Source organism: Lactiplantibacillus argentoratensis, assembly GCF_037290055.1.
GTDB lineage: Bacteria > Bacillota > Bacilli > Lactobacillales > Lactobacillaceae > Lactiplantibacillus > Lactiplantibacillus plantarum.
The window spans coordinates 2,697,888-2,713,551 of sequence record NZ_CP147647.1 but is presented as its reverse complement, the minus strand read 5'-3'; the positions used below and the strand labels follow the sequence as shown (position 1 = coordinate 2,713,551).

Sequence of the window (15,664 nt, the reverse complement as noted above, 5' to 3'; positions counted from 1 at the left end):
CTTAATTATGCTTGGTGGCGCAACGTCACACTATCAGTTGTGGCAACTTGAGTATCGGCTTGTGCCCACACTAACAGTTGGGCCTGAATGTTCTCCAGTATCTTCATGGATAATTGATAGTCACGTTCGGACCCGGTACTATTGAAGCTCAATGTACAGGTGCCGGCAAACGTACTGGCAGCAATTTCCATAATCGGTGAGCACTGAAAGGCACCGGAAAAGACACAGTTGACGACCGTCAAGTCGTGGAATTTAAGGCGTTCCTGGTCGACAACACCAAAGTTGGTATATCGTAATGCAGGTTGTGGTAACCAGCGCTTGGTCATTTTGCGCATGACCGCGATCGGCATCGTATGGTTCATCTTCTGTAAGTTGCTGAGCCGATAGAGGAATGCGACCCGGGTGCGTTCAACCGTTAACAAGTCGTGGACTTGACTGACGAGTTCGCTAAAGGGTGCATCGATATCTACCTTGATTGTCAGAAAAACATTGACGGTCAAATTGGCGACTTGGGTGACGTTGGAATCCTCAGTCGTGAAGCGGCGTAGGTCGATTGGGCACGGTAATGTCACGGTTGTATGACCAGTTAAAACTTGGAGTGCCTTAGCGTAGGCCGCCAAAATGGCCTCGCTAATACCGACGTCTTGGGCCTTGGCCACTCGTCGGACGCGCATGAATTGCGTGCTACTGAGCATCACGTGGCCACCGTGCCGCAAATTGATTCCCGGATAGTGGGGAAGCTTGACCATCCCAGTGACAATGGGTGCGTGCGCGTGTGGCCGGGCGAATTGGTGTTGCAGTTTCGTGATAACTGGGCGTAAGCGACGTTCATTATGCAAATTTGTTAGATCACCATAATTGTATGCTTGCGCCAGTAAGTATAGATATTCTTTAAACCCACGATTGTCCGTTAGTAGGTGGCTCATAAAGGCTTGTAAGACATCGTAGTCGCCGTGATGAATGACAAATAACCGTAGTTGCGGACTATTCGTAAAATCAAAATCAGTGTTTTCAGGACTATACGGGCTTTGAACTTCCTGAATAACTTGGTTGACTGGTTGATCAGTAACAACGAAACGATTACGGTCAGCTTGATAATGACCGAAAATCTCGGGTACGATTTGTGCGGAAGCGAGTACGGCAGCCTTTAAGCGCTCCACGTCGATCTGACTGGAAAAAACGATCCGTGAACGCATTAATGGCGCGGTGCCGGCAGTATGTAGCATATTCAAAAAGTCAAGTGCTTCACCACGATAATACACGATTAACCCCCCAATCATTTCTCTAATCATTAGTATAGCAGACTCTATTCAACACGCTAACAATGGACGTTTGGTTTTGAAAAAAGTTAATAAACATTTGTGAATGTTTATTAATCTTATGATGGAAATAGTAGCCTATCCTAATTATTATGCCTGGCAGTTGTTACTGTCGGCAAGAGAAAATTAGCAATCTTGTTAATTTAATGGTCTAGCAAGCAGAATTAGAATTTCGGCGATAGTGGTTGCACGGGCTTGTGCCTGGCAAACCGACTGAGTGTGACTGGACATTCAACTGTGAATTGTAAAATTTTGAGAAAAGCGGCTGGTTTCTTGTAACCGGTTCCGACTATTTACCAAAAAAGGGGTATACTAAAAGTAATTACAACTTAAAGGAGTTTTTCACACGATGAAGATTATCGCACTCGTCGGTAGCATTCGACGTTCCTCATATAATCGTAAGTTAGCAACGTTTGTTCAGAAACGGTATGCCGATCAACTGGATGTCACGATTCCTAACTTGGGCGCGTTGCCTTTTTATGATCAGGATATCGAACTAGAAGCCCCTGATGATGTGCAAGCCTTCAAACAAGCGGTTATGGACGCGGATGGCGTCATTTTTGTAACGCCAGAATACAATCACAGTGTTCCCGGTGTTTTGGAGAATGCAATCGATTGGTTGTCCCGTGTTGAGCGGCCCTTGATTGGAAAGCCCGGCATGATTTTAGGCGCGACGATGGGCCCTCTAGGAACCGTCCGGGCACAAAGTCATTTACGACAAGTACTAAACTCACCGGGTGTTAGCATGCGCGTGTTGCCCGGGGATGAGTTCTTGTTGGGGACCGTTCAGGACAAGATGAATGCCGATGGGGACCTTACGGACAATAAGGTCGTTGAGTGGTTAGACCATTGTGTGGCCGACTACCTTAAGTTTGCTCACCAGTTAGCCGCAAGCGACTAATTCGGATAAAATAATTGATAAGGGGAAGTTTCAGATGAACAAAGAACGTAAGTTGATTTATGTTATTTTGAATGACGAAGATGTGGAATATGATCTTGAAGAATTACCGGATCAATATGTGGTCTATATTCGCCAACAAGCCGGGGATTCACGCGACTTGTCGTTAGTTAATACTGAGATTCAGAACCTGTTTAAGGATGCCGAATTGGACTTTGAAGAAAAGATCAAGCCTGAAAATCGGAAGGCTGACATTGTGCTAGCTGTTAAGCGCAGTACGGTGGCAGATGACTAATAAACAAGCGTAAACAATAGTTGTAGCGGATTGGTGTTTTGCCGTTACGACTATTTTTTTGTAAGATCAAATTATTGGTCTCAACATTAACCAATTCATGTGAGGAGGGCTAACAATGACCATTGAGACACTGTATCAGCAGATGTTAGCTGCCATGGGGCCCCGGCACTGGCTCCAAGCCGGAATACCACCTGCCGAGACGCCTTGGGAGATTCTCTGGGGCGGTATTCTCGTTCAGAATACCAACTGGCGCAACGTGGATTACGCACTGGCTAATTTAAAAGCAGCCACTGACTTTGAGCCTCGGCGGTTACTAGCATTGACTGATACTGAACTGACGACTTTAGTCAAACCCGCGGGCTTCTATACGCGCAAAGTTCCAACTTTAAAAGCTTTAGCAGCGTGGTGTGGACAGTATGATTTTGACTTGACCGTGATGCGAGCCTTGCCAGCAGAACAATTGCGGCGTGAACTAATCGCTCTGCGCGGTATTGGCGATGAAACGGCTGACTACTTTAGCATGTACGTTTTTCATCAGCCAACGATCATTATTGACACGTATTTGCGGCGCCTATTCGGCTGGCTTAACCAACCGTTACCGAGCAACTACTTAAAGGCCCAACAACTGATTATGCAGGCGTGGCATTATGATTTAACGACGGCTTGGGAGTTGCACGCACTGATTGTTGATTTCGGTAAACAGGTCAAAACGACGGCTGATTTCGAACGGTCCTTTCTTGCAACGCAACGATTAACACTTGCTTCACAAAGTTTGGCAAACTAATTAAATAAGTTCTTAAATTCAAGTGAACCGCCTTAATTTAATCGGGTTTTATTGACCGACTTAATAGGGGCGGCTATTATTATGTTTATAAAGGAAAGCGCTTTTATTGTTAAGGGCGTTACTTGATTAGTTAGGAGGGCCTGACAGTTGGTCACTGGATGGATTGGCAATTATTAGTGATTTTATAACAACCAGTGTCCGAAATTAGTTTGTTAACAACGCGATTATTGATTAGTCAAAGGGGGAGAATCGCTATGAAGCAAGTGCATTTATTAACGCCAGTTGCAGGACAGTTAGTATCACTCGAGTCGGTTCACGATCCGGTGTTTTCACAAGGGATGATGGGGCAAGGATTCGGCATTGAACCGACAGACGGCCAGGTCGTTGCACCAATCAGTGGTAAAGTAACGATGGTTGCAGCGAGTCTGCACGCGATTGGCTTTACGGGGAACAATGGTCTGGAAGTGTTAGTTCATCTTGGTATCGATACGGTCGAACTAGCGGACCGGCCACCGTTTAAAGTTAACGTGCAGGTTGGTGATACGGTCGAGGCCGGCGATAAAGTGGCCATGATGGATTTAGCGGCGATCACTAGTGCGAACAAGGATACCACGGTAATCATGGCCGTAACGAATACGGCGGATATAGTTACTAAACTAACGCCCGAACTGGGTGAAGTCCGTGCCGGGGTCGTCGGTGCTGTTGTTGAACTTAAAGAACACGTTGCCGAAGCACCGGTGGTTAAGGGTAAGGGCGGCAAGTACGATGAATTGGCGACTCAAATCATTGCGCAAGTTGGTGGGCCAGTCAACGTGAAAAGTGTGATTCACTGCATTACCCGGGTTCGTTTTTACTTAAAGGACGAAGCGCAAGCTAACGACGAAGCAATCCGTAACCTTAAAGGTGTCATCGACGTTGCGAAAGCGGGCGGTCAGTACCAGGTGGTGATTGGGCCAGCGGTGACCGACGTGTATGATGCAATCGTGGGTCAACTAGGCGCAGGCTTTGGGGATGCTGACGCTTCGGCTGTTGCGATGGAGAAGGAAGCGAACCGGTTAGCGTGGCAGAAAATGACACCGTGGCAGAAGGTCAAACACGGTTTTAGCAGCTTGATTGGTGTTATTACGGGATCCATGATTCCAGTGATTGGGTTGTTGGCAGCTTCTGGGATCTTAAAGGGGATTTTGTCGTTACTAAAGAACTTCAACCTCGTCTCTGCGACAACGCCGACTTACGTGATTATTAATGCGATGGGTGATTCCGTCTTCTACTTCTTACCGATATTTGTGGGTTTCACCGCAGCCAAGAAGCTAGGGGCTGATCCGGTTATTATGGGAATTATTGGTGGGGTCTTAACATACCCAGCAATTGTTAGTATGGCAACAACCGGAAAGGTTACGGGTCACTTATTGGGCATGGCAATCAACGCGAACTTCTTTGGTATTCCGGTTCACGTTGCTTCCTATACCTACTCGATTTTCCCAATGATTGCGGGGGCGTGGTTAGCAAGTAAGTTGGAACCATGGCTCAAGCGGGTCATCCCGACAGTCTTACGGATGATCTTCGTACCGTTGTTTGAAGTTGTGATTATTTCTGGAGCCATCATTATCATCCTCGGGCCAATCATTACCGCTTTGTCTGGCGCATTGGCTGCAGGAATCGTGGCGATTTACAAACTCAGTCCAGCCATCTCTGGCTTAATTATCGGTGGCTTCTACCAAGTGCTCGTTATCTTCGGGTTACACTGGGCGATTATTCCAATTGTTGTCAACGATATTACGACAACTGGACACAGTTACTTGAATGCCATTGTTTCCGCAACGATGGTTGCCCAAGGTGGCGCGGTCTTAGCAATTGCGCTGAAGTCTAAGTTTGCTAATATTAAAGAACTCGCTTGGCCAGCAACAATCTCAGCCTTTTGTGGGGTTACTGAACCTGCAATGTACGGGATCAATCTGAAATACGGCCGGGCATTCATTACCGCAAGTATCGGTGGTGCTGTCGGTGGTTTCTTGACCGGACTGTTTAACGTTAACATGTGGGGCTTCGCCGGGTCACTGATCGGTGTGACCTCCTTCATCAATCCTAAGGGGCTTGATTTTAGTTTCTACGGTTTCTTGATTGCCTCTGCTATCGACTTGATTGTCGCCTTTACGTTAACGTGGATGTTTGGCTTTTCCGATAATGATGTCAAAAACGTTAAGAAGGCGCCTGAAAAGAAGCACCTTGGTCAACAGGTTGCAAATTAGGGCTTAACTATTTTTAGAAAAGCATTTCTTAGGGCTACGCTTGTAATGAGGGCAGCCCTTTCTGTGTATTTAATTTTAACGATGTAGCGACGAAATGTTTCCGAATTAATGGCGGCAATGGGTGACGTTAATATCATAAGCGGCCGCTTTATTTGACAAATATATCGATATTTAGTTAAATGTAACTAATAAAGTTACATGAAAGGGCGAGTTAAATTGAAATATGCGATTACAGGTGCCACTGGTCATTTAGGACAACAGATTGTTGCCGCGATGAGACCGTTAGTCGCCACCATTGAATTATATTTAGGGGTCCATACACTCAGTAAGGCCCAGGTATACCAACAACAAGGTTTGCATGTTGCGGCTATTGATTACCAGCAACCAGAGCAGTTACGCGCATTTTTCCAAGACAGTGATGTCCTGATCTATATTCCTAGTAAAAGTCATGATAGTTATTCGCGGGTCCAAGAATTTGAGAACGTCTTAGCAGCAGTCCAACAGGCGAATGTGCATCATTTCCTAGTCATGGGTTTCATTGCCGATCAGGTGAATAATCCATTTGCATTATCAGCATTTTATGGTTACGTGCCCCGGCGATTAGCTGGAAGTGATATTAACTATACGATTGTCCGGAATGCGCTTTACGCGGATCCGTTAGTGCCATATTTGCCAGAATTAATTGAACGGCACAACGTCGTTTATCCAATGGCTGATCAGGCTCTCAGCTTCATCAGTCAGGCAGATAGTGCGGCCGCTTTTGCTAAAGTCGCCACAACGCCTGATTTATTACAACGTGGTCGAATCTATACGTTAACACAGTCCCGAGCTTACACGATGCCGGAACTCGCTACTGTGCTTAGTCAGGTGAGCGGGCAACCAATCGGGTATCGACCAGTGTCCTTGCAAGCCTTCAGCGATATGTACAATCAGAATGGTGAGGGGCCAATGTTGGCCTCGATGTATGCCGGTGGCGCCCGCGGACTATTAGCCACAGTCAGTGATGATTATCAGCTGATTATGGATCGTCCCGCCCAGTCATTGCTGGATTACTTACAAACAAATTATCAGAAAAGTTAATTAATCACGGAAAATTCCAAGCGAGTTAATGGTTGCGACGAAATTCCATGCTATAATTTATATCAATAGCAACTTTGGAAAGGAGTCGCCAGTATGACTAACGGGACGCGTGCAGATTTACGTGAGCTTTTTCATAAAGGACAATTAACTATTGGCATTAGTGAACTAAGCAGAATGACTGGTGTCTCGCCACGACAACTACGGTATTGGCAAAAAAAGGGGTACATTATTCCTAAGAACGAGGATGAGCCGGGCCAGGCTCGCGTGTATACAATGAAAATGGTTATCAAGGCAGCCGCGATGAGTAATTTATTGCAGACTGGTTATACCTTGAAGGCGGCGGCCGCTCAGGTGGATGAGCGGATGCGACCAGCCCAAACAATCTATCATCTGCTTGCCGATCGTTACCAAGGATATGAAGTGGCGGATAATGGTCAGATCCTTGTCGACTTGGGACCATTTGATCCTCAGCCTGACCAGGAATTATTTGTTACACTTGTGGGGGACAAAGTTAAGTTTGAATTGAAGGATAAACAAGAGTAATTGATATGCAGGTCTGGGGATCCCCAGACCTTTTTGTGATAAACAGTCATTTTGTGAAAGCAGGAAAATCAATGATCAAATTAATCGTAAGTGACATCGACGGGACCCTAGTCGACAGTCAGGGACAGTTATTACCAGCCACGATTACGGGAGTCCAAGCGGCGGTGGCCCGGGGTGCCCAAATGGTGTTAGCGTCAGCACGTTCGCCTAAAGGGATGTTTGGAATTGCGCAACAACTAGGAATCAATTCGACCATGATTGCCTATAATGGCGCGCTAACGGCCACGACTGATGTGAATGATCGACTGACCGTGTTTGAGGAGCAAGCCGTTGATCCCAAACTAGCACAAGCTGTGCAAACGGTAGTAGCTCATGATTGGCCAGCTGCCTCAATTAGTATTTATTCGAATAATAACTGGTTGGTGGCTGCTAATGGGCCGTGGGAACAGCAGGAAGCAGCGGGAATTGGTTATGCACCCCATGTCACGGACTTGGGCGCATGGTTACAACGGATGCCGACGCCAGTGCACAAAATGATGATTATGGCCGATCCAGATATTATTCAGGCGATTGAACAACGCTTAAGCCGTGATGAATTTAGTGGTTTAGCAGTTTATCGTTCGAAAGCAACATACTTAGAAATCGTTGCGGCAGGCGTAACTAAAGCAGCCGCATTAATGAAATTATTACAGGATGATCAAGTTACCCCTGCTGAAACGATTGCGTTTGGCGATAACTTTAATGATGTTGCGATGCTTCAGACAGCGGGGATTGGTGTGGCGATGGCTAATGCGCCACAGCCCGTTAAAGAGGCAGCAAACATAGTAACAACTGATAATAATCATAATGGTATTCAGCTAACCTTAGCTCAGTATTTTGCTGATGTTACGCGCTAATTAAAAGGCCATTTACGAATCATTAAAAAATAGGAAGCCCAACGCCATGTTCGTTGAACTTCCTATTTTCGTATTGTAGAAGATATTTAAGAGAAACTTACAGCTAGCTCGTTATTAGCGCGCTAAGACTTCTTTAATGGCCGCACTTGCTGCCAATGGTTGACGTCCCAAGACATGAGCTAAGTCGGCCGACTTTTCAGCCAGTGCACCATCATTGATTGGGCCTTGAAATGAAGCAAACAAAGCAGCTGTATCATGATCTAGACCAGTCGTTTCAAGGGATTGCACGTACGCATCCTGACTGACTTGGGTAATCTTAAATTGGTTGCCAGTTGCTTCTTGGAGTGCTTGACCGAGTGCGGCATAAGTGAGGGGTGTCCCAGCAAATTCGTACACTTCTTGAGGGGCATCTGCCATCAAAACGGTTGCGGCCGCTTCGGCATATTCACGTTCCAAGGCCCAGCCAGCTGTATTATTAGCCCAGTACAAGGTTTCTTGGTTATGGGCACCACTTTGTAAGAAGCCCATTTCGTTTTCTAAATACCAGTTGTTACGAAGAAAACTGTGCGCAATATTAGTCGCTTTTATGGCATTTTCGGTGGCCCGATGATCATTGGCTAAGGCGCTGACTGCTGCCTGTGCGTTGGGAAAACTAGTGTAGGCGACAAATTTAACATGAGCGGCGTTAAGGGCAGTCACGACGTTTTTATGAGCGGTGGCCCGGTCAACGGGACCACCAGGTTGTGATGAAACGAAGAGCACGCGTTCAACGTTCTCGAAGGCTTTCGTCATTGAGTCGACATCATCGTAATTCCCGATACGAATCGGATTATCAGGAAACAGCTGAGCAGCTTTGTCCTGATTACGAGCAATTACTAAAACATTTTCTGCACCAACTTTGGCATTCAGCGTACTAACAGCGCTTTGACCAAATTTACCAGTAGCGGCAGTGACGGCATATTTCATAATTAAAACATCCTTTCAAATTGCTGTAGCAATAAAAATTACAGTTATCAGCTTATCACATGTAACTTCAAAGTCAACAAGTTTGCTTCCGATAACCAAAAGACCATCTTCTTATGCTGGAATAGAATGAATGGCTAAGAAAAAGAAAAACGAGTATTAGTGCAAGCTTCTGTGACTAATGAAGTTTCACCGATGTGCTGAAGAATGCTCTTAGCTAGTTACCGCTATTGATTTATGTCCGAAAAAATAGGATTAGACAACTTGATGTTATCTAATCCTAATTTATAAAAGTCAGCGATAAATGGTGGCGTGTTACTTATTGTTCAACGACGTCAAAATTCGCTGTGCTGCCTGTCCGTTGAAGTCATTGGTTTGTAGCCGCTCAAAGACATCCTTCATGATGTGCATTAATTGTTGATCGGACAGACCTTGGGCAGATAACGTATTGAGCATGACTTGGAGCAAATCGAGTGGTAGGACCGGTCGCTGCTCAGGATGCGCATTGAAGAACTCCTGAACGGCCTGATCGTGTAGGCGCCAGTAAACAGGGTTTTGGACGTCATCAAAAATCGTTTTTAGTTGCTCCAGGGCCGGTGATAGTGGAATGTTTTTGGCAATAATCGTCGTTAGCATCCCATCACGAGCCGGGATACGAACATCCGCCACGTAATCTTTTAATAGTAAGAAATGAGTCTTGAATGGTGGCCGTAACGTAAAGGTCATCGTTAATGCAATTTGACTATCAGTAGCTGCCATGATGATTCCCCCTCATATGATTGGCAGTGAGTGGCAAATTAATGACGCTTCGTGAAGCGGACGACGGCTTCGCAACGAGCTGTTTGTGGGAACATGTCGATCGATTGAATATAGTCGACTTGATATCCGCGGGTAAGTGCTTGTAAATCCTGAGCAAGCGTCGATGGGTTACATGAAATATAGACGAGTTTTTCCGGTGCGCTTTGCAAGATGGCATCAATTAAGACGTTATCTAAACCAGTACGGGGTGGATCAACGACCATTGCATCGGGCGCAAAACCGCTCGCTAACCATTGCGGTAACAAGACTTCCGCCTCACCAACTTCATAATGAGCATTAGTGATTTGATTGCGTTGGGCGTTGGCATTGGCATCTGCAACGGCTGCTGGAATGGTATCCATTCCCCGAACTTCCTTAGCCACGTCGGCTAGTGATAAACCAATCGTTCCGACACCCGAATAAGCGTCGACCAACGTCTCGTTAGGCGCTAAGTTCAAAGCTTCGCGTGCTAAGCGATAGAGTTTCTTGGTTTGCTGTGGGTTCAATTGAAAGAAGGCTCGAGCGGATAAATCAAAGACTAGGCCGTCTAGCTCCTCCGTAATAGTTGGTTTGCCGGCCAGTAATGTTGTTTGGTCACCCCAGATCAATGAAGTTTTACCAGCATTGATATTTTGCATGACCGACACGACCATTGGCAGTTTTTCAGCGATTTTCATCAATAATTGATGCTTTTTCGGTAACTTGGGTGTATTTGTGATGAAGACCAGCTGAATTTCACCAGTGGCGGCCGCTTCACGCACAACGATTGTCTTGACGATGCCAGAATTATGTTCTTCATCGTAAATCGGTACTTGGAGTTCCTCCAGCCAAGCCACGACTTGACGCATGACTGTCATTGTCGCCGGCATTTGCACCGAACAGGTCGGTAAGTCGACTAGGTCATGACTATTTTCTTTATATAAGCCAGCAGCGACGTGGTCATCGATTAAACGAACTTGAAATTGAGCTTTATTGCGGTATTCATAAGGATTAGTCATCCCAATAGTGGGCCGAACATCATAGTGTCGATAACCAGCTGGGCGGTATTTTTCGAGTGCTTGGCGAATTAAATCTTGCTTAAAGGCTAATTGGGCCGGGTAGTCGAGGTGTTCTAATTCAAAACCACCGACTTCGCCCGCATAGGCATCGCGGGGATCGACCCGGTCAGGACTAGGCTTGCGAATACTACGAATCTTAGCTTCTAGGTAACGTGGGTGCACGGCGGTTACTTCAGCGACAACGACTTCTTCAGGAAGGGCGCCCTTGACGAAGGTGATGACGTGTTTGTAATAGCCAATACCTTCACCGTTAATGCCTAAACGCCGAATGGTCAGTGGAAAACGCTGGCCGATGTTAACGGTCGCTTGCACTTTTTCATCCGGCTGTTGTCGGCGCCGATCATTGTGCGATCGGGATTGGTGCGAATAATGATTAGATTGTGGCATAAGTTTGATTTTGACCTCGTTTTTCTGTGAACTGTGTTAACCTCCATTATAGCATGTGGAAAGACACAGGATAACTGAGGAGGATTGTTTGAAAGTCGCCTAACAGTCAGGTTATAATGATTCTAAATTAGTAATCGGGGGTGGGCATATGAATTCATTGATTAGTTTAGAAAAAGTTAATTATCAAATCGCTGATCAACATATTTTACATGATGTTGATTGGCAGATTCCAGCTGGGGCTCATATTACATTGACGGGACCATCCGGTGGTGGGAAAAGTACGTTATTACGGATCATTGCGGCCATGATTTCTAAAACAAGTGGGACCTTGATTTTTGATGGGCAGCCGATTGAAAGCTATGACCCAATCATGTATCGGCGGCAAGTCTCATATTGTTTCCAACAACCGACGTTATTTGGTGAGACGGTGGCAGATAACTTAGCTTTCCCGTACCAAATTCGTAAGCAAGTCATGGATACGCAACGAGTGGTAACGGCGTTAAATAATGTTGGGCTGTCCGAACGAACCCTGCATCAGCCGATTACCGAGCTTTCCGGTGGTGAACGGCAGCGGGTCGCGCTGATTCGCAACATCTTATTCTTACCAAAAGTGTTGTTATTAGATGAGGTGACAGCTGGTTTGGATGAAAATAATAAGCAAATCGTGCACGCCTGGTTACGACAGTTAAATGAGCAGGATCACGTGACAACGATCATGATTACTCATGACGCGACAGAGATTGCTGCGGCAGATCAATTAGCGAAAGTGGTTGGTGGCAGATTGGAGGTACACGCATGAATTTAGCAGTTAATAATACGTCGCTATTTTTGGCGGCAATGTTAGTGCTCGTCGCGTTAGGAATTAGTTTGTGGCAGAAACTTGGCTTGGATAAGGACATCGTCATTGGTGTCGTGCGGGCTGTTGTACAACTATTTATCGTGGGTTACTTGCTAAAGTATATTTTCCGAGTCAATAATTTGTGGCTAACGCTGGCGATGATAGGCTTCATTATCTTCAATGCGGCTTGGAATGCGAAAAAACGGGGGCCGGGGATTGACCATGCATTAGCTATTTCGTTATTAGCCATTTTTGTTAGTACGGGGGTAACACTCGGCGTTCTCGTCCTATCTGGTGCGATTAAGTTTGTGCCATCGCAAATGATTCCCATCTCTGGGATGATTGCGTCGAATTCAATGGTCGCAATTGGGCTGGCTTATCGCAGCCTCAATAGTCAGTTTCATGACCAGCGGCAAGGGGTGCTTGAACGGTTGGCGTTAGGGGCTGGTCTACTCGATGCTTCGATTGCCATCGTGCGTGAGGCGATTCGTACAGGGATGTCACCAACCATTGATTCGGCAAAGACTGTGGGTCTAGTCAGTCTGCCAGGGATGATGTCCGGTTTGATCTTTGCAGGGGTCGATCCAGTACGGGCCATTAAGTATCAAATTATGGTCACGTTCATGCTCTTATCAGCGACTAGTTTGGGGTCAATCATTGCGTGCTATTTAGCTTACCGTAATTTCTATAATGAGCAAAAACAGTTGAAGTAATGACTCCTGATTGCAGTCCCGCGGGGAGTCCTTTATGATGGAAGCTGAAATAAAACTTAATGCGGGGGTGTTGATGTGAATGACGCAGCGGTTTGGGTTCCAATTCCAGTGATGTTTTACTGGGGCTGGCTAGTACCACTCACGTTTGGGGCCATTTTCGGTTGGCGTTATCATCGCGATAAGGTTCGCCTAGGTAACGGTATTTGGTTTTCGCTATTTTTCTACTCGTTTTTGCTTATGCTGGCAATCACAATTTTAGGTAGCAATATCCACTGGTTGATCATTATCAGTGGGACGTTGTTTGTGTTGCTGATCCTGTTGATTGGGCTGATTTTTACCTTACAAGCCTTCTTGCTCTTATGGAATGCGTGGATCATGTGGCGTCATGAGAGTCATACGTTGGCGAATATGCTGACTTTGTACTTGGGACTGGCCATTCTGATTTTGCCATTTTTAGGCAATCTGTTGAGTAGTCATGTGCCGCAGCCCGTGAGTTATTTTTTGACGGTATTTCCGAATCTGGTCATTTTGTACCTTGCTTTTTGGTTTTATAACTATCTGACGATGCTGACGATTTATCAATTCAACTGGCCCCGGCTGCGACAAGATTATATTATTGTGCTCGGAGCCGGCTTGTTAGACGGTGACCGAGTCTCGCCACTGCTAGGGCAACGAATCATGCGTGGACTGCGCTTTTATCAGAAGCAACAACGCAAGACGCATCATCGGGCCGTGATGATCTTCTCAGGTGGTCAGGGTGGTGACGAAACGGTTCCGGAAGGCCAAGCCATGTTGGACTATGCCATCGCACATGGCCTTCCTGAAACGGATGGCTGGGCAGAGACGCAATCGAAGACGACCTTGCAAAATATGCAGTTTAGTAAGCAATTGATTGCGCAGGGGCCTGTTAAAAAGCCACGTACGATTTTTGTCACAAATAATTACCATACCTTTAGAGCCGGGATGTTTGCCAAGCAAGCAGGTCTAAAAGCGGATGGTATTGGTGCGCGGACGGCTCGATTCTTCTTACCGGATGCGATCATTCGTGAGTATATTGCGATATTTGTCCGAAATAAATGGTGGCACGCGGTGGCGATGCTTGGTATCTTGATTGTGTCGCTATTATTGACGTGGTTTGATGTCTATCAAGCATCGTTATAGCGATTACTAAGGCTGAATCAGTAATTAGAATATTCCAAGTCAGAGGGATGCTGACTTGGAATATTTTTTGGCTAGAATGTTAAAAAGTAACTGTAAAAACCATCGTTTAAACCGGATGTTCGTGCATGGGGCGTTGCCCGTTACTAGAAAAATGGAAACATACTGCAATTTTTGATCTTTTATGACAAAAATGGAAGTATATTTCCGTTTTTAAAACAAACCAGATATAATGGAAGTATATTTCCATTAAATGCTGATTACGAGTTGTGATAATTTTGCGAGGTGCTGTAATGATTCAACGTGATGCATACCTAAATAAGCTCATTCAATTCCGTGATACTGATTTAATTAAGGTTATTACCGGTGTCCGTCGTTCTGGTAAGTCAGTATTATTAAGGTTATATCGTGATTATTTGAAATCACAAGATATTGCGGATGAACAAATCATTTACTTGAATTTTGAAGAACTAGAATTATTATCGGTTCGAACTGCTGAAGCACTAATTGCGGTATTGACGCCGAAGTTAGACAAGACACTTCATCAATATTTGATGTTTGATGAAATTCAGATGGTCGATGGGTGGCAGACGGTGATTAATGGTTTAAGGGTCAGCTATGACTGTGACATAATTGTGACTGGTTCTAATGCTAAGATGTTATCCGGTGAATTGGCGACGCTTTTGAGTGGGCGCTACGTCGAAATTCCGATTTATCCGTTTTCGTTTAAAGAGTTTCTTGCGGCTAAGAAGATCACGTCTGATTCGCGTGAAATTGATCAGGCATTCATAGAATATGAAAAATATGGTGGTTTTCCATTAGTCACGTTAAGTCAAGTGGAACTGAAAGATGCAATCCTGTCCAGTTTGTACGATACGATAACCCTTAAAGATGTTGCTGAACGCGCAAAAGTCCGTGATATCGAGTCGCTAAGAGCATTGGTCGCTTTTTTGGCGGATAATATCGGGCAATTAGTCAAACCGGCTAAGGTCGCGGGCGTTTTGAAGAGCGAGGGGATTTCAATTAGCAACCATACTGTTGAAAATTATCTGCAATTATTGGAAGATGCCTTTTTATTTTATCGTTCCCGGCAGTACGATCTTCGTGGCAAAACGTATCTCCGAACGGCTGGCAAGTATTTTGTCGTCGATCCTGGATTGCGGCGAACGGCAACTGGGAGACGTCCAGGAAATTATGCGGGTCAGTTAGAGAATATCGTTTACATGGAATTGTTGCGGCGAGGGTACACCGTTGATGTTGGTAAGATGAATACTAAGGAAATTGATTTTGTTGCACGTAAAGTGGATCGTATCTTGTATGTGCAGGTTACTTATGAAGTTCCATATAATACACACGAAACTGATAATTTATTACAATTACGCGATAATTATGATAAATTGTTGATTACGCAACGTCACTATCCCGAAATCCAAAGTATTGATGGAATCCCAGTGATTAATATCGTGGATTGGTTGTTAGAAAACGAGCCGGACACAATGGGATAAAAAGTGATGAGGGGGGCAGCATTTTTAAAATGCTAGTTGCAATTGATATCATTACTTTTTAAGCAGACGATTGTCAGATGAAATGCCCAGGTGTGACTGGATAAACAGGAAGTACTAATTTTAAATCCCAAATAATGAAAACAAGCGTTTAAAGCTGTGTGAAAATGACAGTTTTGAACG

General features: G+C 45.2%; 15 protein-coding genes. 11 read left to right on the top strand and 4 right to left on the bottom strand.

What is annotated here, in order from left to right; genetic code table 11:
* Positions 1-5 precede the first annotated feature (5 nt).
* Positions 6-1,280: a hypothetical protein gene (locus V7R88_RS12980; RefSeq protein WP_054399667.1), complete on the bottom strand. Its 1,275-nt coding sequence runs from the start codon at positions 1,278-1,280 to the stop codon at positions 6-8.
* 388 nt (positions 1,281-1,668) lie between these two features.
* Between V7R88_RS12980 and V7R88_RS12975 the strand changes: the two genes are divergently transcribed.
* The 7 genes from V7R88_RS12975 (at position 1,669) to V7R88_RS12945 (ending at position 8,064) form a co-directional block, all read left to right on the top strand.
* The gene (locus V7R88_RS12975) at positions 1,669-2,220 is read left to right on the top strand and encodes an NADPH-dependent FMN reductase (RefSeq protein ID WP_057717403.1); all 552 of its coding nucleotides are present in this window, start codon (positions 1,669-1,671) and stop codon (positions 2,218-2,220) included.
* A 34-nt stretch (positions 2,221-2,254) separates the two neighbouring features.
* Positions 2,255-2,512 (top strand): hypothetical protein, encoded by a 258-nt coding sequence (locus V7R88_RS12970; protein ID WP_015380998.1) that lies wholly within the window; start codon positions 2,255-2,257, stop codon positions 2,510-2,512.
* A 115-nt stretch (positions 2,513-2,627) separates the two neighbouring features.
* Complete coding sequence (locus V7R88_RS12965) at positions 2,628-3,296, top strand: endonuclease III domain-containing protein (protein ID WP_054399663.1); 669 nt, start codon at positions 2,628-2,630, stop codon at positions 3,294-3,296.
* A gap of 254 nt (positions 3,297-3,550) precedes the next feature.
* Positions 3,551-5,545 carry a glucose PTS transporter subunit IIA gene (locus tag V7R88_RS12960; RefSeq protein WP_152706947.1) on the top strand — a complete coding sequence of 665 codons (1,995 nt, stop codon included), beginning with the start codon at positions 3,551-3,553 and terminating at the stop codon, positions 5,543-5,545.
* 216 nt (positions 5,546-5,761) lie between these two features.
* Positions 5,762-6,625: an SDR family oxidoreductase gene (locus V7R88_RS12955; RefSeq protein WP_057717404.1), complete on the top strand. Its 864-nt coding sequence runs from the start codon at positions 5,762-5,764 to the stop codon at positions 6,623-6,625.
* Positions 6,626-6,718: 93 nt separating this feature from the next.
* Positions 6,719-7,168, top strand: a complete 450-nt coding sequence (locus V7R88_RS12950; RefSeq protein WP_054399657.1) for a MerR family transcriptional regulator — start codon at positions 6,719-6,721, stop codon at positions 7,166-7,168.
* Between the two features lie 71 nt (positions 7,169-7,239).
* Entirely contained in the window at positions 7,240-8,064 is an 825-nt protein-coding gene (locus V7R88_RS12945; RefSeq protein WP_057717405.1) for a Cof-type HAD-IIB family hydrolase, read from the top strand.
* A gap of 114 nt (positions 8,065-8,178) precedes the next feature.
* Here the strand turns inward: V7R88_RS12945 and V7R88_RS12940 are convergent, their stop codons facing one another.
* The 3 genes from V7R88_RS12940 to rlmD form a co-directional block, all read right to left on the bottom strand.
* Entirely contained in the window at positions 8,179-9,030 is an 852-nt protein-coding gene (locus V7R88_RS12940) for an SDR family oxidoreductase (RefSeq protein ID WP_054399653.1), read from the bottom strand.
* A 312-nt stretch (positions 9,031-9,342) separates the two neighbouring features.
* A complete protein-coding gene (locus tag V7R88_RS12935; RefSeq protein ID WP_054399651.1) occupies positions 9,343-9,786 on the bottom strand; it encodes a hypothetical protein in 444 nt (147 codons plus the stop codon).
* A gap of 38 nt (positions 9,787-9,824) precedes the next feature.
* Complete coding sequence (gene rlmD / locus V7R88_RS12930; protein ID WP_057717406.1) at positions 9,825-11,270, bottom strand: 23S rRNA (uracil(1939)-C(5))-methyltransferase RlmD; 1,446 nt, start codon at positions 11,268-11,270, stop codon at positions 9,825-9,827.
* Positions 11,271-11,418: 148 nt separating this feature from the next.
* Between rlmD and V7R88_RS12925 the strand changes: the two genes are divergently transcribed.
* The 4 genes from V7R88_RS12925 (at position 11,419) to V7R88_RS12910 (ending at position 15,484) form a co-directional block, all read left to right on the top strand.
* A complete protein-coding gene (locus tag V7R88_RS12925) occupies positions 11,419-12,069 on the top strand; it encodes an ABC transporter ATP-binding protein (protein WP_057717407.1) in 651 nt (216 codons plus the stop codon).
* Positions 12,066-12,821: an ABC transporter permease gene (locus tag V7R88_RS12920; RefSeq protein WP_003642452.1), complete on the top strand. Its 756-nt coding sequence runs from the start codon at positions 12,066-12,068 to the stop codon at positions 12,819-12,821. Before V7R88_RS12925 ends, V7R88_RS12920 begins: the two co-directional genes overlap by 4 nt.
* Positions 12,822-12,896: 75 nt before the next feature.
* Entirely contained in the window at positions 12,897-13,982 is a 1,086-nt protein-coding gene (locus V7R88_RS12915; protein ID WP_057717408.1) for a YdcF family protein, read from the top strand.
* Positions 13,983-14,272: 290 nt separating this feature from the next.
* Positions 14,273-15,484, top strand: coding sequence for an ATP-binding protein (locus V7R88_RS12910; RefSeq protein WP_129531800.1), 1,212 nt, complete (start codon positions 14,273-14,275; stop codon positions 15,482-15,484).
* The last annotated feature ends 180 nt before the right edge of the window (positions 15,485-15,664 follow it).

Coding starts and splice junctions, on each gene's coding strand:
- V7R88_RS12980 (WP_054399667.1), bottom strand. CDS start 1,280: ATGATTGGGGGGTTAATCGTGTATTATCGTGGTGAAGCACTTGACTTT.
- V7R88_RS12975 (WP_057717403.1), top strand. CDS start 1,669: ATGAAGATTATCGCACTCGTCGGTAGCATTCGACGTTCCTCATATAAT.
- V7R88_RS12970 (WP_015380998.1), top strand. CDS start 2,255: ATGAACAAAGAACGTAAGTTGATTTATGTTATTTTGAATGACGAAGAT.
- V7R88_RS12965 (WP_054399663.1), top strand. CDS start 2,628: ATGACCATTGAGACACTGTATCAGCAGATGTTAGCTGCCATGGGGCCC.
- V7R88_RS12960 (WP_152706947.1), top strand. CDS start 3,551: ATGAAGCAAGTGCATTTATTAACGCCAGTTGCAGGACAGTTAGTATCA.
- V7R88_RS12950 (WP_054399657.1), top strand. CDS start 6,719: ATGACTAACGGGACGCGTGCAGATTTACGTGAGCTTTTTCATAAAGGA.
- V7R88_RS12945 (WP_057717405.1), top strand. CDS start 7,240: ATGATCAAATTAATCGTAAGTGACATCGACGGGACCCTAGTCGACAGT.
- V7R88_RS12940 (WP_054399653.1), bottom strand. CDS start 9,030: ATGAAATATGCCGTCACTGCCGCTACTGGTAAATTTGGTCAAAGCGCT.
- V7R88_RS12935 (WP_054399651.1), bottom strand. CDS start 9,786: ATGGCAGCTACTGATAGTCAAATTGCATTAACGATGACCTTTACGTTA.
- rlmD (WP_057717406.1), bottom strand. CDS start 11,270: ATGCCACAATCTAATCATTATTCGCACCAATCCCGATCGCACAATGAT.
- V7R88_RS12925 (WP_057717407.1), top strand. CDS start 11,419: ATGAATTCATTGATTAGTTTAGAAAAAGTTAATTATCAAATCGCTGAT.
- V7R88_RS12920 (WP_003642452.1), top strand. CDS start 12,066: ATGAATTTAGCAGTTAATAATACGTCGCTATTTTTGGCGGCAATGTTA.
- V7R88_RS12910 (WP_129531800.1), top strand. CDS start 14,273: ATGATTCAACGTGATGCATACCTAAATAAGCTCATTCAATTCCGTGAT.